We start from the raw sequence: 24,174 nt of genomic DNA on the forward strand, positions 1-24,174 counted from the left end.
AATGGCGCAACCGTCGTTTGTCGCAAGAAACCATCGAACGGGAACCTTTCGAGATGGACCAGTCTGCTATAGCCGACCGTCGGCAGTTGCGCCGCAAGCTCACGTTCTGGCGGGTTGCGGCCATCCTCGTCGCCGCCATTGCCGTTTTCGCAGCCATAACGTGGAACTGGCAGGCGGCCTCCATCGAGGACCATGTCGCACACGTTTCGATCACCGGTATCATTAAGGACGATGAGGAACTTCTGCAACGGTTGGACCGCATCGCCAAGAACGATCGGGCGAAGGCGCTGGTCGTGTCCATCACCTCGCCGGGCGGCACGACCTATGGCGGAGAGGTGATCTACAAGGCACTGCGCAAGGTGGCCGAGAAGAAGCCGGTCGTCTCCGACGTGCGCACGCTCGCCGCCTCAGCGGGCTATATGATTGCCACGGCTGGCGACACGATCATCGCCGGGGATAGTTCGATCACCGGCTCGATCGGCGTCATTTTCCAGTATCCGCAGTTGAGCGAGTTGATGGACAAGCTCGGCGTTTCTCTCGAAGAGATCAAGTCTGCCCCGTTGAAGGCAGAGCCTTCACCGTTCCATCCCGCAAGCGAGGACGCCAAGGCGATGATACGCCGCATGGTCGATGACAGCTTTGCCTGGTTCGTCGATCTTGTCGCAGAGCGTCGCAAGCTACCGCGCGAGGAGGCACTGCGACTGGCCGACGGCAGCATCTACACGGGCCGGCAGGCCTTGCAGGCGAAACTCGTCGACAGACTTGGCGGGACGGACGAGATCCGCGACTACCTCGAGACGCGCAAGGTCGGCCGCAGCCTGCCGATGGTCGACTACGAGCCGCCACGTCGTTCCGGCCTGTTCGGTTTTGGTCTGGACTCCGCTGACTGGCTGAAGGGACTCGTCGGCCTTGGTTTCGGTCCGTCGGAGGCTCTCGAAAAGCTTGGCGGCGAGAAGTTGTTCCTTGACGGTCTTGTCTCCGTTTGGCAGGTTGGACGTGATTGAAAAGACAAGCGTTTTGAGGGGACAACCGTGATCAAGTCAGAATTGGTACAGATCGTCGCCGCACGCAATCCACATCTTTATCATCGTGACGTCGAAAACATCGTCAACGCGGTCCTGGACGAGATCACCGATGCACTTGCCGCCGGCAACCGGGTGGAGCTTCGCGGCTTCGGTGCTTTCTCGGTGAAGAACCGTCCTTCGCGCTCCGGGCGCAACCCGCGTACCGGTGATGCGGTGTTCGTCGAAGAGAAGTGGGTCCCCTTCTTCAAGACCGGCAAGGAGCTGCGCGAGCGGCTGAACCCCAATCACGCGGACGACGACGCCGATTGACGTCTGCGGTACCGCAACCCTCAACCAGCCCGATTGCTGGAGGTGGTTTCATGTTCAAGAAGATCATCAATATCGTCATCCTGGCGCCGGTTGCCATCGTGCTGATCGTGCTGTCGGTCGCCAATCGCCAGCCCGTGCGCCTGGCGCTCAATCCGTTCCGGCCGGAAGACTCGGTGCTGTCGATGACGGCTCCGTTTTTCGTCTATCTGTTCCTGGCGCTGATCCTCGGCGCGATCCTCGGAGCGGCCGCGACCTGGATCGGCCAGCACAAATACCGCAAGCGTGCTCGGATCGAGGCGAGCGAGGCGGTGAAGTGGCACACTGAGGCCGACAAGCACAAGGCCCGCGCCGAGACGCTGCATGCCCAGTCGCTTCTGTCCGCGCCGAAATAGGGTTCGCTGCTCAGGGGAACTCGCTATCCTTGCCCCTCATCCGCCTACCCACGCTTAGAAGCGGGGAAGCGGCCGCACCGCGCCCGCTTCCGTCCCGGGAGCGGCTATTCAATCGCAAAACTCAGGCATTCGGCCCACCGTTGAGCCGCTGGCCGAGGCCGGCGAAGAACTGGGCTGCGAGCTTCTTCGAGGTCGAATCGATCAGGCGCGAACCGAGTTGCGCGAGCTTGCCGCCGATCTGCGCATTGACCGTATAGGTCAGGACCGTCTCGTTGCCGTCCTCGGCGAGCTTTACGTCGGCGCCGCCCTTGGCGAAGCCGGCAATCCCGCCTTTTCCTTCGCCGGAGATCGTGTAGCTTTCCGGCGGGTTGAGGTCGGACAGCGTGACCTCGCCGTTGAACGTGGCGGAGACCGGGCCGATCTTGATCTTGACGGTGGCTTCGAGCTCGGTCGGCGACTTCATCGTCAGCGACTGGCAGCCCGGGATGCAGGCTTTCAAGGTCTCGGGATCGTTGAGTGCCGCCCAGACGGCCTCACGAGGGGCGGCGATGCGCTCTTCACCTGACATGTCCATGGCGTTCCTCCTCTTGGCCCGGGTGCTTGCCGATTTATCGCAGATGGGAAAGCGCTTTGCCAAGTGGGACTTTGCCAACCGGAGCAGCGGTGCTATTTGGTCTGGCTTTCCCGCGGACCAGCGTCCGTCATCTGATCAATCGAAAACGGACCGCGACGTGAAGGACAAGAACCGCCGGCAGAAGAAGGGCCCCGCCATGACGGGTGCCGCGCGATCTGGCGAACGCGTTCGCCAGCCATCGCCGATGCGCAACACTGGCTCCAAGCCGCAGGCCGGGGTGGCTGCCAAGCACGCAGGCGCCCCACGCATCGAACCGGCGGTCATGCGGAAGGATTTTGGCGCAGGCGCGACCAAGACGGCACCTGAAAGGACCGCCCGCACGGCGTCCCAGACCGCCGAACCTCAGCGCAAGCTGATCGCCCGCACCGGCGACAAACCTTCCGAGCGGGTGCCGGTGATCCTCGAGACGGCCGGCACCGACGACTACCGCCTCATTGACAGCGGCGCCGGCGAGAAGCTGGAGCAATACGGTCCCTATCGGATCGTGCGCCCGGAAGCACAGGCGCTCTGGCCGCGTAGCCTGCCGGCGCACGTGTGGGAGAAAGCGGACGCCTTGTTCACCGGCGATACCGACGAAGACGGCATGGGCCGTTGGCGCTTTCCGAAGGCCGCACTTAGCGAGACCTGGCCGATGCGTCTGCTCGATACCGATTTCCATGGCCGCTTCACCGCCTTCCGCCACGTCGGGGTCTTTCCAGAGCAACTGGCGCACTGGAGCTGGATGAAGGCGCGGATCGAGGCCGCAGGCCGGCCGCTGAAGGTCCTGAACCTGTTCGGCTATACCGGTGTCGCCTCGCTCGTCGCCGCCCGCGCCGGCGCAGAAGTGACCCACGTCGACGCCTCGAAGAAAGCGATCGGCTGGGCGCGGGAAAACCAGGCGCTCGGGCGCGGTGAAGCCCTGCCGATCCGCTGGATCTGCGAGGATGCGATGAAGTTCATCCTGCGCGAGGAGCGTCGCGGCAGCCGCTACGACATCATTCTCGCCGATCCGCCAAAATTCGGCCGCGGTCCGAACGGCGAGGTTTGGCAGCTGTTCGACAGCCTGCCGTTGATGCTCGACGTCTGCCGCGAGATCCTCTCGCCACGCGATGCAGCCTTCGTGCTGACCGCCTATTCGATCCGAGCCAGCTTCTACTCGATCCACGAACTGATGCGTGAAACGATGCGCGGCCGCGGTGGGCTGGTCGAGTCCGGCGAACTTGTCATCCGGGAGGGCGGAACCGACGGCAGGACGACCGGCCGCGCCCTTTCCACTTCCCTCTTCAGCCGTTGGACTTCCGCATGAGCGAACATCACCACCGCGATCAGGGTCCCCACCGCGTGGGGCAGGTGAAGGAGGTCACGAGCCTCGCCAACCCGATCGTCAAGGACATCAAGGCGCTGGCGCAGAAGAAGGCGCGCGACGAAACGAAATCCTTCATCGCCGAGGGACTGAAGCTCGTGATCGACGCGCTCGAGCTCGGCTGGACGATCCGCACGCTGGTCTATGCGAAGGCGGCCAAGGGCAAGCCGCAGGTCGAGCAGGTCGCGGCAAAGACCTTTGCCAAAGGCGGGCTCGTGCTGGAAGTCAGCGAGAAGGTGATGTCGGCGATAACCCGGCGTGACAATCCGCAGATGGTGATCGGCGTGTTCGAGCAGCGCTATACCCCCTTGAAGGACTTTCGCCCGAAGGCGGGCGAGACCTATGTGGCGCTCGACCGGGTGCGCGATCCGGGCAATCTGGGCACGATCATCCGCACGGCCGACGCGGCAGGCGCCTCCGGCTTGATCCTTGTCGGCGAGACGACCGATCCGTTCTCGCTGGAGACGGTTCGCGCGACCATGGGGTCGGTGTTTGCCATGCCCGTCGCCAAAACCTCGGTCGCCGAGTTTCTGCGCTGGAAGAAGGAGACGCACGTCAAGGTGGTCGCAACGCATCTTGCCGGTGCGGTCGACTACCGCACGATCGACTACAGGAAACAGCCGATCGTGCTCCTGATGGGCAACGAACAGGCCGGGATTCCGGAGGAACTGGCCCGCGAGGCCGATGCGCTGGCGCGCATTCCCCAGGCAGGCCGCGCCGATTCCCTCAACCTCGCGATCGCCACCGGCATCATGCTGTTCGAGGCGCGTCGCCACATCCTGTCGCTGGACGAACAGAAATGACCGAGCGCGCGCCGTTCTTCTCCCGACCCGTCCCGGTCGTCTCGTTCATCGTCATTGCCGTCCTCGTCGACCAGCTCATCAAGCTGGCCGTGGAGACGTGGTTGCCGCTTGAGCAGCCGGTGCATGTCCTGCCGATGCTGGCCCTGTACCGCACCTACAATTTCGGCGTCGCCTTTTCGATGCTGTCGGGCATGGAGGGCTGGTTCATCGTGGCCTTGAGGCTCGTCGTCGTCGCCTTCGTCACCTGGCTGTGGCGGCAGACGCCCAAGGAGCGGGGGCTGGCCCATGCGGGCTATGCGCTGATCATCGCCGGCGCGATCGGTAACCTCGTCGATCGCCTCCTGTTTGGTTACGTGATCGACTACGTGCTGTTCTACACCGCCACCTGGTCATTTGCCGTGTTCAACCTTGCCGACAGCTTCATCACCATCGGCGCGGGTATCATCCTGCTCGACGAGGTGCTGCAGTCGCGCGGGCGCCGGCACAAGGCCTGATCGTTAAAATCCGATCGGTTTGCTGAAGCGGATTTGAACGCCTGTCGTGCTATCCGGGCACGCATGAGCGAACCGGCGAAGCTTCAAGACCGGCTCAAGGCGGAATTCGCGGACGAGCCGAGTGACGCAAGGCAGCCACCACGCGATGGCGGGGTGGAGACCGCCGCGCGTTGGTCGTCGATCATGTCCTCGCGTGCAGCGGGCCAGGCATCTCCCTCAGACCATGCGATGCTCAGCGGCATCGTCGGCTGCCTCGTCGTTCTGTCAGCCGGCCTCGTCCTGGTGACCGGATTCCTGCAGGGGTTTCACGTCGCGGCGCTCAGTCTTGGCGTGGCCGGCCTAGCGGGCGCGCTACTGCTCTTTCGCAGCGGTGTCATTGCCGACCGGCGGTTGAACCGGCATGTCGAGCATCACCACGACCGCACCTGGGAGCACAGCGAGACGTCGGCGGCGTCTGCCGCCATCCACGACATTTTGCGCGACATTGTGCTCGTGCGCTCGCTTGACGGACGGATCATCCGCGCCAACGCGGTCCTCAGCGATCTTGTCGGTATCGCCGAGCTGACTGGCCTGACCTGCACCCAGATCGGTCTCGACATCCACACGCAGCCCCTGCCGCATCACTATGACGTAAAGATTGCGGCACCGGGCGGTACGCGCGTCTATGCGTGGCATGATGTAACCATCCGGGAACCGGCGACGGGTGAACTGGTGATCCACACCATCGCCCGCGACGTCACCGAGGAACGCAGGGCCGAGCACCTGCGGGAACTCGCCCTCAGCAAGGCCGAGGATGAAAGCGAGGCGAAGTCGCGGCTGCTGGCGACGGTCAGCCACGAGATCCGCACGCCGCTGTCGGGCATCCTTGGCATGTCGCACCTGATCGGACAGACGCGGCTGACCGCGGAGCAGAAGAACTATCTGGCAGGAATCCGCCAGTCCGGGCACGCGCTTGTCCAACTCGTCGACGACCTGCTCGACTTTTCCACGATCGAGGCAGGCCGGTTTCAGTTGCGCCCGAGCGAGGAGCCTGTCCGCCCATTGATCGAGGGCGTCGTCGAGATGATGTCGCCGCGGGCGCATGAGAAAGGGATCGAGATCGGCTCCTTCGTCTCGGCCGAGGTGCCGGCCGTGATGTCGTTTGACGGATCGCGGCTGCGGCAGGTGCTCTACAACGTGATCGGCAATGCGGTGAAATTCACGGTGAGCGGCGGGGTCTATCTCGAGACGACAGTCGAGCCCGACCACATCGTTGTGAAAGTTACCGATACCGGCCTGGGCATGACGGCGGACGAGCAGAGGCGGGTCTTCGAGGCGTTCGAGCAGGCCGGAGGCGCATCCCAGCGCCGTGGCGGCACCGGTCTCGGCCTTGCCATCTCCGCCCGCATCCTAAGCGAAGCTGGCGGCGCGCTGACGCTGGAAAGCCGTCCTGGACACGGCTCCACGTTCACGATTCGAATGCCCGCCGCGCTGACGCTCGCGGCCGTCTGCGGAAGGGCGGGCCCGCTGCGGGGGTCGTCGGTCTTTCTCTACGCACCCGATGGCCCGGTGGCGCGCGCGCTGCAACGCACGATCGAGACCCTCGGTGGCACCTGCGCGCACACGGCCACCGCCACCGACGCGCTGCAATTCGCGCAGGGAACGACCGCCGCGTTAACGGACATCATCGTCGACAACCGGCTTTCCGGAGAATACCGGCGCGAACTCTCCGGCCTGGCCACCTTCAACGCCCGGCACATCCGCCGCACCTATCTCGTCAACCCCGAGGAACGAACCGGCCGGGCGATCAGCAACGGCGAGGGTTACGATGCCTGGCTGATCCGTCCCTTGCGCGAGCGATCACTGGTCGAAGTGCTGTGCGGCCGGATGAAGGGCATCGAGGTTCGCGACGCAATCAACGACAACCGGCCGACGCTGTGCGCGCCCGTGGCGGAATGGCCAGGCAAGGCGGCGCGAATCCTTCTGGCCGAAGACGACCCCGTCAATGCCATGCTCGTGCGTTCGATGCTGACGAAGGCGGGTTTCGAGGTGAGCGTCGTCGACACCTTTCCTTCGCTGGTTTCCGCTGTCGGCGACCCGGCGGGCGGGCCGGATCTTGTCATAACGGACCTGAACATGCCGGGCGGCGACGGGCCCGAGGTGGTGCGTCGCCTGACCGGCGAAGCGGCCGCCGTGCCGGTCGTCGTCCTGACGGCCGAGGGGCGCCGAGGCCTCTACGACGATTTGATCGCCTGCGGCGCGGCCGCGGTCCTGGTCAAGCCGGGCGAACCAAAGGCTTTGCTCGCCGAGGTCGCCCGCCTGATCGCAGTGACGGCAAAAGGACGCTGACCGTCTTATCCGCGCCGCCACAGTCTTCTTGTCTGCTGAACACCGGAGGGCTATCTACAGGCAGTCCGATGTCACGGTCCTGTTGCAGATTCGTGCTTAAAGAGAGACAGGAAATCTTGAGCAGGAAGTCGCCGATGAGTGTCGAATTTGCAGATCCACAGGTGATGGCCGAGACCGTCCCGTCGACATGCCAGGTTCCGGTCCACAAGACGACCGACGTGTTCGGCCGCATCGGCAATCTGGAAACCAGGCTTGCACGGACGAATGCCGAGATCGATGCGGCGCAGGCAGTGCGCTACCGCGTCTTTGTCGAGGAAATGAATGCGCAGGTGGCCCCCGACGCGATGCGCCGCGCGCGCGACATCGACGCCTGGGACATGGTCTGCGATCACTTGCTCGTGCTCGACACCTCGATCGAGGGCGACGCTGAGGAGCAGATCGTCGGGACATACCGGCTCTTGCGGCAGGATGTCGCCAGGAATTCGGGGGGCTTCTATTCGCAGTCCGAATTCGACATCGAGCCGCTCTTGGCCCGCCATCCGGAAAAGCGCTTCATGGAACTCGGCCGCTCCTGCGTGCTGCCGGAATACCGGACGAAGCGGACCGTGGAACTGCTTTGGCAGGGGGCCTGGGCCTATGCGCTGAAACACCGTGTCGACGTCCTGTTTGGATGCGGTTCCTTCGGCGGCGTCGTGCCGGAGGAGCATGCGCTGGCGCTTTCCTACCTGCACCAGAACCTGCTGGCACGCGATGAGTGGAGCGTTCACGCCCATGCCGACCAGTATCGGACGATGGATCTGATGCCGAGCGAGGCGGTAAATGCGCGCCGGGCGCTTGCCGCCATGCCGCCGCTGATCAAGGGTTATTTGCGGCTCGGCGCGATGATCGGCAATGGCGCCGTCGTCGACCACGCCTTCCGCACGACGGACGTGCTGATCGTGCTGCCGATCGGCAGCATTTCAGGCCGTTACATCAACTACTACGGCGCCGATGCCGGTCGGTTTGCGAGCTGACGGATGCGATTTGACCACCTGGCTGCGCAAGCGGCCAGGTGCCGGTTGCTACCGCCATCCTGGTATGCGTCGCGCGTCAGTGAATTGGTTTCGGCTCGCTGAAGACACCGCGCTTCTTCAGACGGCTGATCGCACCGGTGGCAAGTCCGATCAGGGCCAGCAGTCCGGCGAGCACGGCGAGATAAGGCAGGCTCTGCGTCAGGCCTTCATTGAGGGCGGCGCGGTAGAACTCGATGACAAGCAGTGTGATCAGGGTTGCCGACATCGTCGAATAATCCTTGGCGATCACGCGCCGGACATTGAAGGACATGCCCTCAGTGGCGCTGCGAAAACGGCCCAGCCGCAGCGCCCAGCGCGGCACGTCGCGGCAGTATGCCCGGTAGGCATCTCCGAATTTCTTCTCAAGGAACTCCTCCTCGGCCAGTACGATACACTGATAGAGGAAGGCGAAGAGACCGATCCCGAGCACGACCGCCAGCGGATTGCCACTGAACAGGAACACGCCGGAATAGATCAGCATGTTGCCGACGTAGAGCGGATTGCGGCAGACGCCGAACATGCCCTCGGTGACGAGATCCTTGGCATAGACCCGTTTGTTCAACCCGCCACGCTGGATGTAGGCGTAGCCGATCACGGTCGCCCGCAAGCCTAGTCCGGCGAGAACCAGCAGGATCGCGACGATAGCGCTGACCTGCTCGACCGCCGTACTCCCATGCGCCACGGGCGGCGCCAGCAGGAATAGCGCGACGATGATCGCAGGGAAGAGCTGGTTGCGATACTTGAAAAAGAAGTTGCCGATAACGGTCATGGCTGCGGTCATGGGTGTCCTTCCTACTTCACCGCGACGATGCCGCAGAAGTTATACCAACGGAAGAAGACCTCGACAGTGCGGAAGCCGGCTTCCTTCAGAAGCTGGACATTCTCGTCCAGCCGGTAGGGGATCAGCACGTTTTCCAGCGCCTCGCGCTTCTTCGAGATCTCGATGTCGGAATAGCCGTTGCGGCGCTTGAAGTCGTAGTAGTGCTCGATGAACAGGCGGTTGAACGTGGTGTCCTCGCTCGTCAGCTTCTCGATGAGCAGGAGGCAGCCTTGGTCGTTGAGGCCGGCATAGATCGCCTTCATCACGCGCTCGCGATAGAGCGGCCGGACGAACTGCAGCGTCAGCAGCATGGTCGCGACGCTGGAGTTCTCCATCTGGAAGCCATGGTTCAGGTCGGCCACCTTGAGTTCGATCGGCCGGTTCGTGTTGGCGGCCCGGATCTTCTGCGCGGCCTTTTCGAGCATGTCCGGCGCGTTGTCGATGCCGATGAAATGGACGTCCGGGTGGATAGCTCCGTCGAGTGCCAAAAGCGTCGTCGCGGTCGAACAGCCGATATCAACGAGATTGGTTTGGGGCTGGGCAAAGTCGGCCGCCAGCTCGCAGACCATCCGCTGCATCTCTTCATAGTATGGAACGGAGCGGCTGACCATGTCGTCGAAGACGTTGGCGACGGTGGCGTTGAAGGCGAAGTCGCCCACCGGCAAGTCTTCGCGGGCGAAGACCTGGTCCTTGCGCTCGATGCGCAGCGGCAGGGGCATTGACATGGAAGTTGCTGTTTCGGCCATCTGCATTTCTCCCAGACTGATAGGCAAGGCGAGAGGCATCGAGACCGCCCCCAGTTCAACTCGGCTGCAGATCAACCATCGGATACTGACAGCCACCTGAACGCACTGAGTCGGGGTTGGAGAGGTGACTATATCGCAACCTGTAGGTCTAGGCACCGAAAATTAGCGAGCGGGGCGTTGATGTCGCTCGCAGGCGCCGCATTGAGCCAGTGCCTCGATCACCTTGCACTCGGCGATCGTGCCGTGGGTGCAACTCGAAAGCGTGCGCTCCAGTTCGGCTTCCAGAAGCTTCAACCGCGCGATCCTCTGGCGCACGTCCTCCAACTGGCGCCGGGCGATCTCGTCGGCTTCGGCACAGGGCAGGTCGGGATGCTTAGACAGGTCAATGAGTTGCCGGATTGCGTCGATCGAAAGGCCGAGATCGCGGGCGTGCAGGATGAAAACCAGTCTGTCGTAATGACGCGCGGTGTAGCGGCGCTGGTTGCCGGCGTTTCGCTCCGGTTCCGGCAGGAGGCCGATCGATTCGTAGTAGCGGATCGTCTCGACCTTGGAGCCGCTGGCCTCGGCGAGCCTGCCGATCGAAAAAGTGCGTTCCATCGCGATTTTCCCGCTTGAAGCTGTAGTGACTACAGGTTTTATAGGTGGTGCAGATCAAGGAGATTTGCAATGGACGAGCAATTCCGCGGCGACAAGCCAGCCGGCACGAAAGGCACCAAGCCCGCACTGGCCGAGCACGGGCCTGCAGGAGGCGCCGGCCATGATGACGGATGTGGATGCTGCCACGACCGCCACGAACATGCCCCCGCCGCGGCGCATGAAGCCGACCAAGACCACCTTGAAAGCCACCCGGCAGCGGGTGCTGCCAGCCACGATCACGCGCATGCGGAGGGCGCTGTCTGCGAGGTCGGTCACAGCAAGGGGGAAGACCCGATTGCCCCCGGTGACGGCTATCGCCGCTTCCGCGTTTCCGGCATGGACTGCGCCAGTTGCGCCAACACGATCCGCACCGCCATTGGCGGCATGCCGGGTGTCGCCGACGTGCGCGTCTCGATCCCACGTGAAATGATGTTCGTTGACGTCGACGAAGGCAGGACGCCGCTCTCCGCCGTGCGCGAGCGGGTGCAGAGCCTCGGCTATGGTGCGGATATCATTGAAGATGACGCTCCGTCTGCGCGGCCGGCCCGCATCGCCTGGTGGCGGACGGCCAAGGGGCTGCATGCGATCGTCGGTGGTGCCGTCACCGCCATTGCTTTTGCGGTCAGCCAGTTGGCGCCGGAAACCGGACACGTCATGTTCGTCGCGGCGGCGATCCTGCTGGCGTTGCCGATTGCACGCCGGGCCGTGGCTGCCGCAATCGCCGGTGCCCCCTTCACCATCGAAATGCTGATGACGGTTGCGGTGATCGGCGCCGTCATCATCGGTGAGCCGGCAGAGGCGACGGTGGTCGTCTTCCTGTTTGCGACCGGCGAGGTGCTGGAGGGGTACGCGGCCGGCCGCGCCCGCGCCGGCATCGAAGCACTCGCCTCTCTGGTGCCCGACCGCGCCTTCATCGAGGAAAATGGGGTCGTGCGTGAGATTCCCGCCGGTGAGATCCGGCCGGGACACATCGTGCTGGCACGTCCGGGAGACCACGTCGCTGCCGATGGCACGGTGATCGAGGGGCGCGCCCATCTCGACGAGGCGGCGATCACCGGCGAAAGCGTTCCGGTTTCGCGCGGACCGGGCGAGAAGGTTTTCGCCGGTTCCGTCGCGATCGATGCAGCGCTGAAAATCCGCGCCGAGAAGACCGCGGCGGACAACACGATCGCCCGGATTGTTGCATTGGTCGAGGAGGCGCAGGACGCCAAGGCGCCGGCCGAGCGGTTCATCGACAGCTTTTCGCGGGTCTATACGCCACTGGTCGCGGCGCTGGGCCTGCTTGTTGCGATTACCCCGCCTCTCTTCTTCGATGGGGACTGGGAGACCTGGATCTACCGCGGCCTGGCGCTGCTTCTGATCGGCTGCCCCTGCGCACTGGTCATTTCCGTGCCGGCGGCAATCGCATCCGCGCTGTCGTCCTCGGCGCGCGCCGGCATTCTCGTCAAGGGAGGCGTAATCCTGGAGACGCTGGCAAAGACCGACGTCGTTGCCTTCGACAAGACCGGAACGCTGACCAAGGGTCGGCCCGCGGTGACCGGCGTGCATGCAACCGAGGGCACGGAGGACGGACTGCTGGCGCTGGCCGCGGCGATCGAGGCGAGCTCGAGCCATCCCCTCGCCGAAGCAATCATCGCCGAGGCAAAGCAACGCGATCTTGCGCCGACCTCCGCATCCGGCGTGAAGGCGCTTGCCGGCCGTGGCGTGACCGGATCGGCGCAGGGGCGGATCGTCTTCATCGGCGCTCCACGATTTGCGGCGGAAGAGGGTACGATCGGACCCGCGCTGGCCGCGAAAATCGAAGCCTTCGAGCAGGCGGGCAACACGATCGCGGTCGTCGTCGCCGACGGGATCGGCGTGGGGGCTATCGCTTTGCGCGACGAGCCGCGCGACGACGCGTTGGAGGGCATCGCCGCGCTGAAGGCGCTTGGCGTGGAGACGATGATGCTCTCCGGTGACAACCCGGTCACTGCTTCGGCGATCGGTCGTTCGATATCGATCGATGACGCGCGCGGCGGCCTGCTGCCAGCCGAGAAGGTCGAGGCGCTGCGGGCGATTTCGCAACAGCGCGGCACGGTGATGGTCGGCGACGGCATCAACGATGCGGCCGCGCTTGCCGCGGCCAGCGTCGGCATGGCGATGGGATCGGGCACCGGCCTGGCGCGCGAGACCGCGGGCGTCGCGCTGATGGGCAACCGCGTGCTGGATGTCGCGCGGGCCATCGCGCTTGGCCGGGCGACCATGGCGAACATTCGCCAGAACGTCACGATCGCGATCGGCCTGAAGGCCGTTTTCCTCGTCACCACCATTTTCGGCGTGACCGGCCTGTGGATCGCCGTCTTCGCCGATACCGGCGCCACCGTGCTCGTGACCCTCAACGCAATGCGGCTCCTGTTGCCGTCGGTGGGCGCCGTCTCAACGCGCGGGTAGCCGACGCCCCCCAATCGGCAGGAGCGTCAGGCTTGTCCGTTTTTGCCGGCCCGCTCGAAGAAGGCGAGGTTCTGCGTCATGGCGCGGCCGGCGGAGCGCAACAGCTCCCCCTCCCCGCACCCCTCGGCATCGATCCGGTCGGCAGCACGCAACAGGGCGGCCGGTACGGTACGGGGCCGGTCGGCGATATGCGCCATCCGGCCGAGGGCAAGGCGCAGCGCGCGCCGTAAGCCCGGCGGCAGGGCGGGATCCTGTATCCGCTCGTGCATGGAAAGGGCTGCCGCGCCCAGTGCGTAGACCGCCAGCCCTCCGTCGGCAGGCGAAATCCGGCTTTCGCCGGATGCCTGGGCAAGCCGCACGAACCGCAACAGGCGATGATAGAGACGGGCGCGCCAGACCAGGCCGTGTGCTGCGGCATCCGGCGCTGCTGCGATCCGCTGGAGTTCCCGGACCATCATCGTGATCAGCGTGTCGAGGCGGCGCCGCGCATCGGTCGGAAAGATCAGTCCATAGGCGAGGAGTGCGATCGCGGGCGCTGCGACGACGGCAGCCGCGGTCGAAAGCGAGGCGTCGAAACTGCCCGACAATGGATAGGCGGGTTGCGACAGCAAGAGCAGGATCAGCACATAATCCGTTCCGCCGAGCGTGGTACGGCGGTGCGACAGCGGCAGAACGCCGCTCAGGATGAACAGCATGAGCAGGAAGATAAGATCGAGCGCGGACGTCCCGAGCGGCCAGACCACCCAGCGGCAGACAAGGGCTGCGATCGCGCCGAAGAACTGCCCGGCCAGCACGTTGCGCATCATGAAAGCCGGGTTCTCGAACGTGGAGAACAGCGAGATCATCACCGAGGTGCCGAGCAGCACATAGGGGCCGGCGTGCCAGCCTGTCACGACCCAGAGGAGGCCAACCAGCAGCATGACGAACCCGGCGCGGAGCGCTGCGTGCCGCGCGCCGATCCAGTCGCGATGGAGCACGACCGGGTGAAGCAGCTGACCACGATCTTCGGCGACTGCCCTGATATCTGCGGACGGATGTTCCGGTCCGATCCAGTCGCGCAAGGCCGCAGCCTGCCGCTGCAGAATATCGCGGAGCGGCGTATTTTGCTGCGCGAGGCGAATGGCTTCGTGCAGTGAGTCGATCGTCTGCCCGGCGGTATCCGGATCCTCCAGCGTCCGCGCCGAACGGGTGAGCGCGTCCGCCACACCGGGAGCAAGAGGCAGTGAGCGCTCGGTCTTCAGCCACAAGAGCGAGGATACCTGGGCTGCGACCACTGCGCGAAGCTTCCGTGCCGAGCGGCGGGAAGCAAGGGAGCCGGCGCCGTGCGGATCGAGTCCGTCATCGATCGCCGCCATTTCGGCAAGCAGCTGCTGCTGGTCTCGTTCGGAGATGGATGGGCCGCCACGGGCGAAAGTAGCCATTTCGGCGAGCATGCGCGCGGCCAGCCGCCGGGTGCGACCGGCAATTTCGGCTTCGGACGCCGCAGGAGTGAAAATCAGTCCGACGACGAGGCCGACAGCGACGCCCGTCAGGACCGTCAGCGCGCGGTCGGCGCCGAGCGACAGGAGATGGCCGGGATGGGCCGTTTCCAGAAGCGCGACCATGGCCGCGGAGTAACCGGCGAGGATTGTGCCATAGGCGACGAAACCGCGAAGCACATTGCCGAAGCCGGCGCAGAGGCTGATCCACGCTGCCAGCCCGACGACCAGAAATACCGGGTGCCCCTCGGCGGTAAGGACCAGCAACATGCCGACGAGCGTGCCGGCAATCGTGCCGACCGCGCGGAACAGGCTCTTTTCCACCAGCATGTTGCGAACGGGCTGGGCGGCTGCGAACACGGTCATGGCAGACCATTGCGGATGCTCCAGGCCGATCATCCAGGCGATCAGCAGCGCCAGGCAGGCGCCGATCGCCGTCCTGAGGACAAAGGGAAAGCGCGACGGGATGAAACCCCATTTTGCGGCGAGCGCGCTCATTCCTTGCGCTCCGGTTCTTCCTGAAGCTGTTCCAGGCGGGCAGCAATCCGCGTCAGCACATCCAGAACGGTAGCGATTTCCTCATCGCCGATCTCGTTCAAGAGTTCGGCCTCGGCACCCTCCAGTTGCGAGCGGATGTCCGCTACTGCGGCGCGACCCGCGCTGGTGAGGAAGAGTTGTTTGGCGCGGCGGTCAGTCTTGTCGGTCCGCCTCTCGATCATCCCCTTGTCGGAGAGGATGTCGAGCAGGCGTACCAGCGTCGAACCGTCGACGCCGACAAGCGATGCCAGATCCTTCTGGGTAATGCCGTCGCCGGCGGCGGCCAGGTGGACCAACGGTTTCCAGGTGGCGTCCGTCAGTCCGGCTTCCTCGAGCCGCTTTTCGATCGCACCCCGCCATTGGCGGGCGAGAAGAGAAAATTGCAGGCCGAAACGAAAGCGGGGCAGTTGTGGTTTCCTGTTCATGTAAGTTTGTACATTAAAATCATTTGCATATCAAATTATTTTAAATACCACCTAAATTGCCGCTGCCCACGTGGATCGGCTCGAAACGGTAGGGGTGCCGCCAACTATCGGTGTTGTCGCTCTTTGGACGGTGCTAAACTGAAATTTCAGTTGTCCAGCCGGGACGGAGGGGACGACAATGGCACGAAGGTGGAAAGCGACCTTTCTCGCCGCGCCGGCATCGGCGCTTATCCTGCTGACATCAAACTCGTTGGCTTGCGCCGCATCGACGGCCGAGCTTCTGACCGCGGCCAGAGAAGAGGGCCAGCTTACCGTAATGGCCCTTCCCCGCGATTGGTGCCAGTACGGGCGCGTCATCGACGGCTTCAAGGCAAAATACGGGTTGACGGTTGAGGAACTGAGCCCCGAGGCCACTTCGGAAGAGGAACTCGACGCAATCCGGGCCGCCCGTGACAGCGGCGATCCGCAAGCGCCCGATGTGGTCGACATCGGTCTGTCCTTCGCGACATCAGCAAGGAGCGAGGGCCTGCTCCAGCCCTACAAAGTCTCGACATGGGAAACGATCCCGGACGCGGCCAAGGATGCGGAGGGGTACTGGTACGGCAACTATTACGGGTTGCTCGCCTTTGAGGTCAATCTCGACCGCGTTTCCAGGCTGCCGACCGACTGGGCCGACCTGGCTTCGCCAGAATACAAGGAATCGGTCGGCCTTGCCGGCTCGCTGGGATCGAACCATGCCGTTCAAAGCGTGATCGGCGCCGGCCTGTCGGCCACAAGCGGAAGGATCGATGGGGCCGCCGACCGAGGCCTGGAGTTCTTTGCCGAACTGAACAGGCGCGGCAATTTCGTGCCGATCGTCGGCAACACCAAAAGCGTTCTCGACGGTCGCACGCCGATCCTCATCCGCTGGGACTATCTCGCACTTGCCGATCGCGAAGCGCACGGGGACAAGGCACGGATCGAGGTCGTCTGGCCGCGGACGGGCCTCGTCGCCGGCATCTATGTGCAGGCCATCAGCGCGCATGCCCGCCATCCGAGCGCCGCCCGGCTCTGGATGGAATATCTCTATTCGGACGAAGGACAGCTCACTTTGCTGGGCGGTCATTGCAATCCGATCCGGTTCGACAGCCTTGTTCGCGACGGGAAGATCCCCGCGAGCCTGCAGGAGCGGCTGCCCAATCCAGGGGACGAGAAGGGTCGCGTCCAACCGGTCTTCCCGACGGCGAAGCAGCAGGATCGGGCAAGAGAGACCATCCTCAATGGCTGGGACGGCATTGTCGGCGTCACCATCGAGTGCACCCCGCCCGAAGAGGCCGAGCCGGTGCCGATGTCGCTCAACGAGCCGTCGACGCTCGTCTGTGCCGCCGTTCAATAGCCGAAATAGTCGGCAGGCTGCGGCAATGCCCGCGCGGCTCAAAATGTCGGCGGGGTGTTGATCCAGATGAGCACGGTCTCGCCGTCGTGGCGGTTGCGCCAGGAATGGTGGCGGCGGCTGTCGAAATAGAGGGAATCGCCGGGGCCGAGATCATGGAACTCGTCGCCGTCGAGCACGATCTCGACGTGGCCGGACAGCACGTGAATGAACTCCTCGCCCTCGTGCCGGTAGGCGCCGTCGCTGCAGGCGCCGGGCGAGAGCACGAAGCGATGGCAGTCCATCATGTTGCGGCCGTCGGCGAGCACCTGCACGGTGACACCGGGCGAGGTCTCCGGCCAGAATTTCCACTCCCCTGCCCGCACGACGCTCCGCCGCTCCGCCTCATCCTCGCCGGAGAGCTTCGAGACGGTGGTGCCGTAGTATGCGGCAAGATCGTGCATGACGCGGAAGGTCACGCCTTGCGAGGTGCGCTCGAAGGTGGACAACACGGAGGTGGCGATGCCGATGTCGCCCGCCACCTGCTCCAGCGTCTTGCCGGCGGCGTGCCGCAGCGCCCGGAACTTGCGGCCGACGCCCGGCGGTGCGTCGCCCTCGCTCGCCGCCGTCCCGTGGTGCGCTTCGGACTGGCCGTCCTCTGCCTCCAGCGCTTCGCGGATCGCGGCCGGATTCAACCCCCGCTCGGCGCGAAACCAGGCGATCCGCTTCAGCCGGGCGACGTCAACGCCGCTGTACTGCCGGTGCCCGGTGTCCGAGCGTTCGGGAACAACGAGACCCTGGCTTTCCCACAGGCGTAGCGTGGACGCGGAGACGCCGGCGAGGCGCGCAGCCTCGGCCACCTTGTAATACACCGTTTCCGGCCCGTTCATGCCAATGAACCCTGATTCTTGTGTTATCCTGCCTTTATAGCAGCTTGCGGGTTGCAGCGACGGCAAGCCTTCCGGGACAGTGGAAAATTGCATCGACGGCCGCAAAAATACCCGTTGCAATCTTACAGAAAAAATGTAGCTATTCCATCCGCATCTTGCAGAAAAAATGCAAGATATGACAATTCTTCCAGAGTTAGGACGCCGTATCATGACCGCCACATCCCTTGCCGACCGTAGAAACGCCGCCATCTCCCGTGGGGTTGGCGTAACCACGCAGATCTACGCAGATCGCGCTGAGAATTCGGAAATCTGGGACAAGGAAGGCAAGCGCTACATCGACTTTGCCGCCGGCATCGCCGTCGTCAATACGGGTCATCGCCATCCCCGCGTCATCGAGGCGGTGAAGAAGCAGCTCGACCGCTTCACCCACACCTGCCACCAGGTCGTTCCCTACGAGAACTACGTCGAGCTCGCCGAGCGACTGAACGAGGTCGTTCCCGGCAACTTCGCCAAGAAGACGATCTTCGTCACCACCGGCGCCGAGGCCGTCGAGAACGCGGTCAAGATCGCCCGCGCCGCGACCGGCCGCCAGGCAGTCGTCGCCTTCGGCGGCGGCTTCCATGGCCGCACTTTCATGGGCATGGCGCTGACCGGCAAGGTCGTTCCCTACAAGGTCGGCTTCGGTGCGATGCCGGGCGACGTGTTCCACGTCCCCTTCCCGGTCGAGCTGCACGGCCAGACGGCCGAACAGTCGATCGGCGCGCTGAAGAAGCTGTTTGCCGCTGACGTCGACCCGAACCGCGTTGCTGCAATCATCATCGAGCCGGTGCAGGGTGAAGGCGGCTTCTATCCGGTTACGACCGCCTTCCTGAAGCAGCTGCGCGAGATCTGCGACCAGCACGGCATCCTGCTCATCGCCGATGAGGTCCAGACCGGCTTTGCCCGCACCGGCAAGCTGTTTGCCATGGAGCATCACGGCGTTGTCGCCGACCTGACGACGATGGCCAAGGGCCTTGGCGGCGGCTTCCCGATCGCAGCCGTGACCGGCCGCGCCGAAATCATGGACGCCCCCGGCCCCGGCGGCCTCGGCGGCACCTATGCCGGCAACCCGCTCGGCGTCGCGGCCGCCCATGCTGTCCTCGACGTCATCAAGGACGAGGATCTCTGCAACCGCGCCACCAGCCTCGGCAACCGCCTCAAGCAGCGCCTGGAATCGCTGCGCGAGAAGGCCCCGGAAATTGTCGACGTCCGCGGCCCCGGCTTCATGAACGCGATCGAGTTCAACGACGCGACGACGAAGCTGCCGAGCGCCGACTTTGCCAATAAGGTGCGGCTGAAGGCGCTGGAGAAGGGCCTGATCCTCCTCACCTGCGGCGTGCACGGCAACGTCATCCGTTTCCTCGCACCGCTGACGGTTCAGGACAACATCTTCGCCGAGGCGCTCGACATCCTCGAGGCTTCGATCCTGGAAGCACGCTCCGCCTGAAAAGGCGAAGCGCAACCCGACCCAATCTTCAAGGTGGCGGCAACGCCCGGACAATCTGTCCGGGCGACCCCCGTTTCATGCCCAACAACGGGCCCTAGAGGTAAGTGAAATGGCCTTCTACGACGCACTGACCAAACACCTGAAGTCCGCCGACTTGCTGCGCGATCTTGGCTATGTCGACGGCAACTGGACCGGCGGAAAGGCCGCTGCGAGCTTCGACGTGCTGAACCCGGCGACCGGCGAAAAGCTGGCCACGCTGCCGGAAATGGGGGCGGCCGAAACATCCGCCGCCATCGACGCCGCCTACAAGGCGCAAGGCGCCTGGGCAGCGCGTCCGGCCAAGGAGCGCAGCGCGCTGTTGCGCAAGTGGCATGACCTGATGATCGCCAATGCCGACGAACTCGCTGCAATCCTGACCGCCGAGATGGGCAAGCCGCTGGCCGACGCCAGGGGCGAGATCCTTTACGCCGCCTCCTATGTCGAATGGTATGCGGAAGAGGCCAAGCGTATCAACGGCGAGACGATCCCTGCCCCGTCGGCCGACAAGCGGATGCTCGTCATCAAGCAGCCGGTCGGCGTCGTCGGCACGATCACGCCGTGGAACTTCCCCGCCGCGATGATCGCCCGCAAGGTGGCGCCGGCGCTCGCCGTCGGCTGCACCGTCGTCTCCAAACCGGCCGAGCAGACGCCGCTGTCGGCGATTGCGCTGGCCGTGCTTGCCGACAAGGCTGGCATTCCCGCCGGCGTCTTCAACGTCGTCGTCGGCACCGACGGTCCGGCGATCGGCAAGGAGCTCTGCTTCAACCCCAAGGTGCGCAAGATCTCCTTTACCGGCTCCACCGAGGTCGGCCGCATCCTGATGCGCCAGTGCGCCGACCAGATCAAGAAGGTCAGCCTCGAACTCGGCGGCAACGCGCCGTTCATCGTCTTCGACGACGCCGATATCGATGCCGCCGTCGAGGGTGCGCTCGTTTCGAAGTACCGCAACGCCGGCCAGACCTGCGTGTGCGCCAACCGCATCTACGTGCAGTCGAACGTCTATGACGCCTTCGCCGAGAAGCTGGCCGTCAAGGTGAGAGAACTTTCAGTCGGCAACGGCTTTGACAAGGGCGTCACGATCGGTCCGTTGATCGAGGAAGCGGCGATCACGAAAGTCGAGACGCACATTGCCGACGCCGTCGCCAAGGGCGCGAAGGTTGCTGCCGGCGGCAAGCGCTTTGCCGACGAAGGCACCTTCTTCCAGCCGACGATCCTGACCGGCGTCGATCGCACGATGAAGGTAGCGCGCGAGGAAACGTTCGGTCCCGTCGCGCCGCTCTTCCGCTTCGACACCGTCGACGACGTGATCGCCCAGGCCAACGACACCGAGTTCGGCTTGGCAGCCTACTTCTTCGCCAGCGATCTGAAGAAGGTATGGAAGGTAGCCGAAGCGCTGGAATACGGCATGGTCGGTATCAACACCGGCCTGATCTCGTCGGAAGCCGCTCCCTTCGGCGGCATCAAGCAGTCCGGCCTCGGCCGCGAAGGCTCCACGCACGGCGTCGACGACTATCTGGAGATGAAGTATCTCTGCATGGGCAACCTGGCCTGATGGCATAAAAACGGAGCCTCCCGGGGGAGGCAAAACGGTCGGCAGTGAGGATTGCCGACCGTCGGCAAAGCCAACGCCAGTGGCTTTGCTCGTGCCTATCGGTTGTCGTCGTCGTTTACCGTCGCCAGTTCGTTGAGCAGATCGATCAGATGCTCGACCCGTTCGCGGCCATAGCGGGCTTCGATGTTGTCATAGATCGCTCGGCTGTCCGGCGCGACGGTGTTAATTAGCTCCAGCCCGGCCGGTTCGATCTGCAGAAGGACGCGGCGCCCGTCCCCCTTGTCCTTGTGCTTCGTGATGTAGCCTCGCTCCTCGAGCGACTTGATCATGCGGGTAAGGCTTGGCGCCAGGATGAACGCTTTTTCTGCCACGTCCGACGCGTCGAGTGTGCCGGCTTCGGCCAGAACGCGGATCACGCGCCATTGCTGCTCCGTCACGTCAAGCTTGGCCAGCATCGGCCGGAAATGGCTCATCACCGCCTCACGTGCACGCAGCAACGCGATCGGCAGGGACCGCCGGGTGTTGCGCGGCAGCAGACGGTCGTCGGCCACAGTCGGGATTGGCAGATGGTTCGGTTCGCTCATTGGTCGTGTATCCGGTATTTTGTGCCAAGGACAATCTGTCACGCCCCCGCTGAGGGGCAGATCGCTGCGCAGCGATAGCTAACTTGCGAAATACACGAGTAAGGAAAGGGTCTGCCACACCCTGGCGATGACACCAGGAAAAATTTTGGCTCACTCTGCCCCACTCTGTTGATGACGGTCGGGGACAGCCGTCTATTCGGCGGCCCGAGGATTACCATACGCACACATTCCGCTACTACGTAGGCTTCACCGTGTCCGGATGCGCCGCCATGAACGCCGGAAGGCGCGAACAGGCGTCAGCGATGCGGCGGATGCGGGCGAGGCCGGTGACGTCGACGCCCCAGCGCCCGGCATTGTATAGCTGCGGCACAAGACAGAGGTCGGCCATCGTCGGCGCATCGCCGTGGCAGTAGTGACCAGTCTGCGGGTCGTCCAGCATCTTCTCTACCGCTGCAAGCCCTTCGCCGATGAACTTCTTCATCCAGGCCGAGCGCACCGCGTTACCGCCGCCGGTGAGTTCCATCACATGGCCGACGACTCCGAGGTTGCAGATCGGGTGGATGTCCATGGCAACGGCATAGGACAACGCACGGACGCGCTGGCGACCGGGCGGGTCGGCAGGAAGAAGTCCGGCAGCTCGGCGCGTTTCGGCAAGATACTCGATGATGGACAGTGATTGCGTCATCATCAGCCCGTCGATTTCGAGTACCGGCACCAGGCCCTGCGGATTGCGGACCTGGTGTTCCGGCAGCTTGTGCGCACCTTCCAGCAGGTTGACCGGCACGGTGCGATAGTCGAGGCCGAGCATGTTCAGTGCAATGCGCACGCGATAGCTGGCCGAGGAGCGCCAGTAGTCATAGAGGATGGTTTCACTCATCGGCGCCCTTCCTTTGTGAGCCAGCGCGGAGCGCTTGCTTCCCGGGCCGCCCGCCGTGCGGCATGGGTCCCAGGTTCCACACCCTCACGCCCGTGTCGTCCGGCACAGGAGCGGACCTCACGTCCTTTCGGAGTGCTTCACCGTCTGCTCGATCGCGCCGAAGATCGAGTGCCCGGCCTCGTCCTTCATCTCGATGCGCACCGTGTCGCCGAACTTCATAAACGGCGTTCTCGGCGTGCCTGTCTCGAGCGTCTCAATGGTGCGGATCTCGGCAATGCAGGAATAACCGGCGCCACCTTCCGCGATTGGCTTGCCGGGACCACCGTCGAGCTTGTTGGAGACCGTGCCGGAGCCGATGATCGAGCCGGCGACGAGCGGGCGGGTCTTGGCCGCATGCGCAACCAGCTGGCCGAAGTCGAAGGTCATGTCGACCCCAGCATTGGCGCGGCCGAAGGGCTTGCCGTTCAGCGACACCAGCAGCGGCAGATGCAGCTTGCCGCCGTCCCAGGCGTCACCCAGTTCGTCCGGGGTCACGGCCACTGGCGAGAAGGCCGACGACGGCTTCGACTGGAAGAAGCCAAAACCCTTGGCGAGTTCGGCCGGGATCAGCCCGCGCAGCGACACGTCGTTGACGAGCATGACGAGCTTGATCGCGCGCCTTGCCTCTTCGCCGCTGGCGCCCATCCGAACGTCGTCGACGACGACGGCGATCTCGCCCTCCATGTCGATACCGTAGGCCTCATCGGCCATGACGATCGGATCGCGCGGCCCGAGGAAGCTGTCGGAGCCACCCTGATACATCAGCGGATCGGTCCAGAAGCTCGCCGGCATCTCGGCGTTGCGGGCCTTGCGCACCAGTTCGACGTGGTTGACGTAGGCAGAGCCGTCGGCCCACTGGTAGGCGCGCGGCAGCGGCGAGGCCGCCTCGTGCTCGTGGAAGCGCATGGCCGGCTGTGAGCCGGTCTCGATACCTTCGGCGACGCGGGCAAGCCGCGGTCCGGCATGGGCCCAGTCGTCGAGGGCCGCCTGCAGCGTGCGGGCGATATGGCCGACCTCCGAGCAGCGCGTCAGATCCCTCGAAACGACCACCAGCTTGCCGTCGCGGGTGCTATCCTTGAGTGTGGCGAGTTTCATGCTCTCTCCCCGATCTTGTGTTTTCCCGCGCCAGTATGGCATCTTCGTCGCGACCCGTCCCTCCCCTTCGGTGCGCCCGCACCCTGCCAAGGAAATCATCCGCGTGAACCGCACCCTGCCGAAATCGCTTGGCGTTGCCGCAGCCGCCATCGCCGTTACAGCTGTAATCCTGCACCTGATGGGGCGCATCTGGATCTGCAAGTGCGGCTACGTGAAGCTGTGGCACGGCGTCGTCGTCTCCTCGGAGAACTCGCAGCACCTGTCCGACTGGTACACGCCGAGCCATATCATCCATGGCATCCTGTTCTACGCGCTGTTCACCTGGCTGTTTCCGAAGGCGAGCATCGTCACCCGCCTGGCGCTGGCGCTTGTCGTCGAATGCGGTTGGGAGATCCTTGAAAACACCGATCTCATCATCAACCGTTACCGTGAGGCGACGATCTCGCTCGATTATTATGGCGACAGCATCATCAATTCGGTGGCCGATATCGCGGCCATGGTGCTCGGCTTCTTCCTCGCCGCACGCCTGCCGGTCTGGGTGAGTGTGGCAATCATCATCTTCTTCGAGGCGCTGACGATCTACCTGATCCGCGATGGCCTGGCGCTGAATATCCTCATGCTCGTCTCGCCGCTGGAGGTGGTGAAGACCTGGCAGGCGGGCGGCTGAGGCTGGAGACGCTGGTGACACTTCCGCAACGCCAGTTGCTTGGAAGCGCCGCTTCCCCTCCCCCGTCATGCCGGACTTGATCCGGCATCCACCGCGCTCAAGGACTTGAGCGCTATAGAGTCTTTCGCGCCGCCGACGCGGCG

At 64.3% G+C, this 24,174-nt stretch carries 23 protein-coding genes; 13 read left to right on the forward strand and 10 right to left on the reverse strand.

What is annotated here, in order from left to right; translation table 11 throughout:
- Positions 1-53: 53 nt before the first annotated feature.
- Genes sppA through AC1DDS_RS08095 form a run of 3 tightly spaced genes read left to right on the forward strand, consistent with a single transcriptional unit; the run spans position 54 to position 1,726 of the window.
- Positions 54-1,004: a signal peptide peptidase SppA gene (gene sppA / locus AC1DDS_RS08085; protein WP_477478410.1), complete on the forward strand. Its 951-nt coding sequence runs from the start codon at positions 54-56 to the stop codon at positions 1,002-1,004.
- 27 nt (positions 1,005-1,031) lie between these two features.
- On the forward strand, positions 1,032-1,334 hold the full coding sequence (locus AC1DDS_RS08090) for an integration host factor subunit beta (RefSeq protein WP_192248690.1): 303 nt from the start codon (positions 1,032-1,034) through the stop codon (positions 1,332-1,334).
- 50 nt (positions 1,335-1,384) lie between these two features.
- Positions 1,385-1,726: a DUF1049 domain-containing protein gene (locus AC1DDS_RS08095; RefSeq protein ID WP_477478411.1), complete on the forward strand. Its 342-nt coding sequence runs from the start codon at positions 1,385-1,387 to the stop codon at positions 1,724-1,726.
- 121 nt (positions 1,727-1,847) lie between these two features.
- Here the strand turns inward: AC1DDS_RS08095 and AC1DDS_RS08100 are convergent, their stop codons facing one another.
- A complete protein-coding gene (locus AC1DDS_RS08100) occupies positions 1,848-2,300 on the reverse strand; it encodes an SRPBCC family protein (RefSeq protein ID WP_477478412.1) in 453 nt (150 codons plus the stop codon).
- Positions 2,301-2,496: 196 nt separating this feature from the next.
- Between AC1DDS_RS08100 and AC1DDS_RS08105 the strand changes: the two genes are divergently transcribed.
- The 5 genes from AC1DDS_RS08105 (at position 2,497) to olsB (ending at position 8,340) form a co-directional block, all read left to right on the forward strand.
- Positions 2,497-3,645, forward strand: coding sequence for an RsmD family RNA methyltransferase (locus AC1DDS_RS08105; protein WP_477478631.1), 1,149 nt, complete (start codon positions 2,497-2,499; stop codon positions 3,643-3,645).
- Complete coding sequence (locus AC1DDS_RS08110) at positions 3,642-4,505, forward strand: TrmH family RNA methyltransferase (RefSeq protein ID WP_477478413.1); 864 nt, start codon at positions 3,642-3,644, stop codon at positions 4,503-4,505. Before AC1DDS_RS08105 ends, AC1DDS_RS08110 begins: the two co-directional genes overlap by 4 nt.
- The gene (lspA, locus tag AC1DDS_RS08115; protein WP_477478414.1) at positions 4,502-4,999 is read left to right on the forward strand and encodes a signal peptidase II; all 498 of its coding nucleotides are present in this window, start codon (positions 4,502-4,504) and stop codon (positions 4,997-4,999) included. The genes AC1DDS_RS08110 and lspA overlap by 4 nt, the downstream gene beginning before the upstream one ends.
- 63 nt (positions 5,000-5,062) lie before the next feature.
- A complete protein-coding gene (locus AC1DDS_RS08120; RefSeq protein ID WP_477478415.1) occupies positions 5,063-7,327 on the forward strand; it encodes a hybrid sensor histidine kinase/response regulator in 2,265 nt (754 codons plus the stop codon).
- A 164-nt stretch (positions 7,328-7,491) separates the two neighbouring features.
- Positions 7,492-8,340 carry a l-ornithine N(alpha)-acyltransferase gene (gene olsB, locus AC1DDS_RS08125; protein WP_477478632.1) on the forward strand — a complete coding sequence of 283 codons (849 nt, stop codon included), beginning with the start codon at positions 7,492-7,494 and terminating at the stop codon, positions 8,338-8,340.
- A 76-nt stretch (positions 8,341-8,416) separates the two neighbouring features.
- On the opposite strand, the gene AC1DDS_RS08130 is transcribed toward olsB, so the two are convergent.
- From AC1DDS_RS08130 to AC1DDS_RS08140, 3 genes are all read right to left on the reverse strand, one after another.
- The gene (locus AC1DDS_RS08130; RefSeq protein ID WP_477478416.1) at positions 8,417-9,160 is read right to left on the reverse strand and encodes a methyltransferase family protein; all 744 of its coding nucleotides are present in this window, start codon (positions 9,158-9,160) and stop codon (positions 8,417-8,419) included.
- An 11-nt stretch (positions 9,161-9,171) separates the two neighbouring features.
- Entirely contained in the window at positions 9,172-9,945 is a 774-nt protein-coding gene (gene cmoA / locus AC1DDS_RS08135) for a carboxy-S-adenosyl-L-methionine synthase CmoA (protein WP_477478417.1), read from the reverse strand.
- A gap of 162 nt (positions 9,946-10,107) precedes the next feature.
- Positions 10,108-10,542, reverse strand: coding sequence for a MerR family transcriptional regulator (locus tag AC1DDS_RS08140; protein WP_477478418.1), 435 nt, complete (start codon positions 10,540-10,542; stop codon positions 10,108-10,110).
- Positions 10,543-10,611: 69 nt separating this feature from the next.
- Here AC1DDS_RS08140 and AC1DDS_RS08145 point away from each other — a divergent pair, with 69 nt between their 5' ends.
- Positions 10,612-13,011 carry a heavy metal translocating P-type ATPase gene (locus AC1DDS_RS08145; RefSeq protein WP_477478419.1) on the forward strand — a complete coding sequence of 800 codons (2,400 nt, stop codon included), beginning with the start codon at positions 10,612-10,614 and terminating at the stop codon, positions 13,009-13,011.
- Positions 13,012-13,037: 26 nt separating this feature from the next.
- Here the strand turns inward: AC1DDS_RS08145 and AC1DDS_RS08150 are convergent, their stop codons facing one another.
- Positions 13,038-14,987, reverse strand: a complete 1,950-nt coding sequence (locus tag AC1DDS_RS08150; protein ID WP_477478420.1) for an FUSC family protein — start codon at positions 14,985-14,987, stop codon at positions 13,038-13,040.
- Positions 14,984-15,451 (reverse strand): MarR family winged helix-turn-helix transcriptional regulator, encoded by a 468-nt coding sequence (locus AC1DDS_RS08155; RefSeq protein ID WP_477478421.1) that lies wholly within the window; start codon positions 15,449-15,451, stop codon positions 14,984-14,986. The genes AC1DDS_RS08150 and AC1DDS_RS08155 overlap by 4 nt, the downstream gene beginning before the upstream one ends.
- A 178-nt stretch (positions 15,452-15,629) precedes the next feature.
- On the opposite strand from AC1DDS_RS08155, the gene AC1DDS_RS08160 reads away from it, so the two are divergent.
- Positions 15,630-16,826 carry an ABC transporter substrate-binding protein gene (locus AC1DDS_RS08160; RefSeq protein WP_477478422.1) on the forward strand — a complete coding sequence of 399 codons (1,197 nt, stop codon included), beginning with the start codon at positions 15,630-15,632 and terminating at the stop codon, positions 16,824-16,826.
- A 38-nt stretch (positions 16,827-16,864) separates the two neighbouring features.
- Here AC1DDS_RS08160 and AC1DDS_RS08165 read toward each other — a convergent pair whose 3' ends face one another.
- Positions 16,865-17,692, reverse strand: coding sequence for a MerR family transcriptional regulator (locus AC1DDS_RS08165; RefSeq protein ID WP_477478423.1), 828 nt, complete (start codon positions 17,690-17,692; stop codon positions 16,865-16,867).
- Between the two features lie 208 nt (positions 17,693-17,900).
- Here AC1DDS_RS08165 and AC1DDS_RS08170 point away from each other — a divergent pair, with 208 nt between their 5' ends.
- Together AC1DDS_RS08170 and AC1DDS_RS08175 are read left to right on the forward strand one after the other, a co-directional pair.
- Entirely contained in the window at positions 17,901-19,178 is a 1,278-nt protein-coding gene (locus tag AC1DDS_RS08170) for a 4-aminobutyrate--2-oxoglutarate transaminase (protein ID WP_477478424.1), read from the forward strand.
- Between the two features lie 109 nt (positions 19,179-19,287).
- Positions 19,288-20,769: an NAD-dependent succinate-semialdehyde dehydrogenase gene (locus AC1DDS_RS08175; RefSeq protein ID WP_477478425.1), complete on the forward strand. Its 1,482-nt coding sequence runs from the start codon at positions 19,288-19,290 to the stop codon at positions 20,767-20,769.
- 95 nt (positions 20,770-20,864) lie between these two features.
- Here AC1DDS_RS08175 and hpaR read toward each other — a convergent pair whose 3' ends face one another.
- The 3 genes from hpaR to AC1DDS_RS08190 all read right to left on the reverse strand — a co-directional run bounded on the left by hpaR (position 20,865) and on the right by AC1DDS_RS08190 (position 23,364).
- Complete coding sequence (gene hpaR / locus AC1DDS_RS08180) at positions 20,865-21,353, reverse strand: homoprotocatechuate degradation operon regulator HpaR (protein ID WP_310417242.1); 489 nt, start codon at positions 21,351-21,353, stop codon at positions 20,865-20,867.
- 235 nt (positions 21,354-21,588) lie between these two features.
- Positions 21,589-22,230: a maleylacetoacetate isomerase gene (gene maiA / locus AC1DDS_RS08185; protein ID WP_477478426.1), complete on the reverse strand. Its 642-nt coding sequence runs from the start codon at positions 22,228-22,230 to the stop codon at positions 21,589-21,591.
- Between the two features lie 117 nt (positions 22,231-22,347).
- Positions 22,348-23,364, reverse strand: coding sequence for a fumarylacetoacetate hydrolase family protein (locus tag AC1DDS_RS08190; protein ID WP_477478427.1), 1,017 nt, complete (start codon positions 23,362-23,364; stop codon positions 22,348-22,350).
- A gap of 103 nt (positions 23,365-23,467) precedes the next feature.
- On the opposite strand from AC1DDS_RS08190, the gene AC1DDS_RS08195 reads away from it, so the two are divergent.
- Positions 23,468-24,031, forward strand: coding sequence for a DUF2585 domain-containing protein (locus AC1DDS_RS08195; RefSeq protein ID WP_477478428.1), 564 nt, complete (start codon positions 23,468-23,470; stop codon positions 24,029-24,031).
- Positions 24,032-24,174 lie beyond the last annotated feature (143 nt).

The organism is Mycoplana sp. 10N416, from assembly GCF_056394765.1.

What these genes read in the sequence shown, in the direction of transcription:
- sppA (WP_477478410.1), top strand. Translation starts at nt 54, where the DNA reads ATGGACCAGTCTGCTATAGCCGACCGTCGGCAGTTGCGCCGCAAGCTC.
- AC1DDS_RS08095 (WP_477478411.1), top strand. Translation starts at nt 1,385, where the DNA reads ATGTTCAAGAAGATCATCAATATCGTCATCCTGGCGCCGGTTGCCATC.
- AC1DDS_RS08100 (WP_477478412.1), bottom strand. Translation starts at nt 2,300, where the DNA reads ATGGACATGTCAGGTGAAGAGCGCATCGCCGCCCCTCGTGAGGCCGTC.
- AC1DDS_RS08105 (WP_477478631.1), top strand. Translation starts at nt 2,497, where the DNA reads ATGACGGGTGCCGCGCGATCTGGCGAACGCGTTCGCCAGCCATCGCCG.
- AC1DDS_RS08110 (WP_477478413.1), top strand. Translation starts at nt 3,642, where the DNA reads ATGAGCGAACATCACCACCGCGATCAGGGTCCCCACCGCGTGGGGCAG.
- lspA (WP_477478414.1), top strand. Translation starts at nt 4,502, where the DNA reads ATGACCGAGCGCGCGCCGTTCTTCTCCCGACCCGTCCCGGTCGTCTCG.
- AC1DDS_RS08120 (WP_477478415.1), top strand. Translation starts at nt 5,063, where the DNA reads ATGAGCGAACCGGCGAAGCTTCAAGACCGGCTCAAGGCGGAATTCGCG.
- olsB (WP_477478632.1), top strand. Translation starts at nt 7,492, where the DNA reads ATGGCCGAGACCGTCCCGTCGACATGCCAGGTTCCGGTCCACAAGACG.
- AC1DDS_RS08130 (WP_477478416.1), bottom strand. Translation starts at nt 9,160, where the DNA reads ATGACCGCAGCCATGACCGTTATCGGCAACTTCTTTTTCAAGTATCGC.
- cmoA (WP_477478417.1), bottom strand. Translation starts at nt 9,945, where the DNA reads ATGGCCGAAACAGCAACTTCCATGTCAATGCCCCTGCCGCTGCGCATC.
- AC1DDS_RS08140 (WP_477478418.1), bottom strand. Translation starts at nt 10,542, where the DNA reads ATGGAACGCACTTTTTCGATCGGCAGGCTCGCCGAGGCCAGCGGCTCC.
- AC1DDS_RS08145 (WP_477478419.1), top strand. Translation starts at nt 10,612, where the DNA reads ATGGACGAGCAATTCCGCGGCGACAAGCCAGCCGGCACGAAAGGCACC.
- AC1DDS_RS08150 (WP_477478420.1), bottom strand. Translation starts at nt 14,987, where the DNA reads ATGAGCGCGCTCGCCGCAAAATGGGGTTTCATCCCGTCGCGCTTTCCC.
- AC1DDS_RS08155 (WP_477478421.1), bottom strand. Translation starts at nt 15,451, where the DNA reads ATGAACAGGAAACCACAACTGCCCCGCTTTCGTTTCGGCCTGCAATTT.
- AC1DDS_RS08160 (WP_477478422.1), top strand. Translation starts at nt 15,630, where the DNA reads ATGGCACGAAGGTGGAAAGCGACCTTTCTCGCCGCGCCGGCATCGGCG.
- AC1DDS_RS08165 (WP_477478423.1), bottom strand. Translation starts at nt 17,692, where the DNA reads ATGAACGGGCCGGAAACGGTGTATTACAAGGTGGCCGAGGCTGCGCGC.
- AC1DDS_RS08170 (WP_477478424.1), top strand. Translation starts at nt 17,901, where the DNA reads ATGACCGCCACATCCCTTGCCGACCGTAGAAACGCCGCCATCTCCCGT.
- AC1DDS_RS08175 (WP_477478425.1), top strand. Translation starts at nt 19,288, where the DNA reads ATGGCCTTCTACGACGCACTGACCAAACACCTGAAGTCCGCCGACTTG.
- hpaR (WP_310417242.1), bottom strand. Translation starts at nt 21,353, where the DNA reads ATGAGCGAACCGAACCATCTGCCAATCCCGACTGTGGCCGACGACCGT.
- maiA (WP_477478426.1), bottom strand. Translation starts at nt 22,230, where the DNA reads ATGAGTGAAACCATCCTCTATGACTACTGGCGCTCCTCGGCCAGCTAT.
- AC1DDS_RS08190 (WP_477478427.1), bottom strand. Translation starts at nt 23,364, where the DNA reads ATGAAACTCGCCACACTCAAGGATAGCACCCGCGACGGCAAGCTGGTG.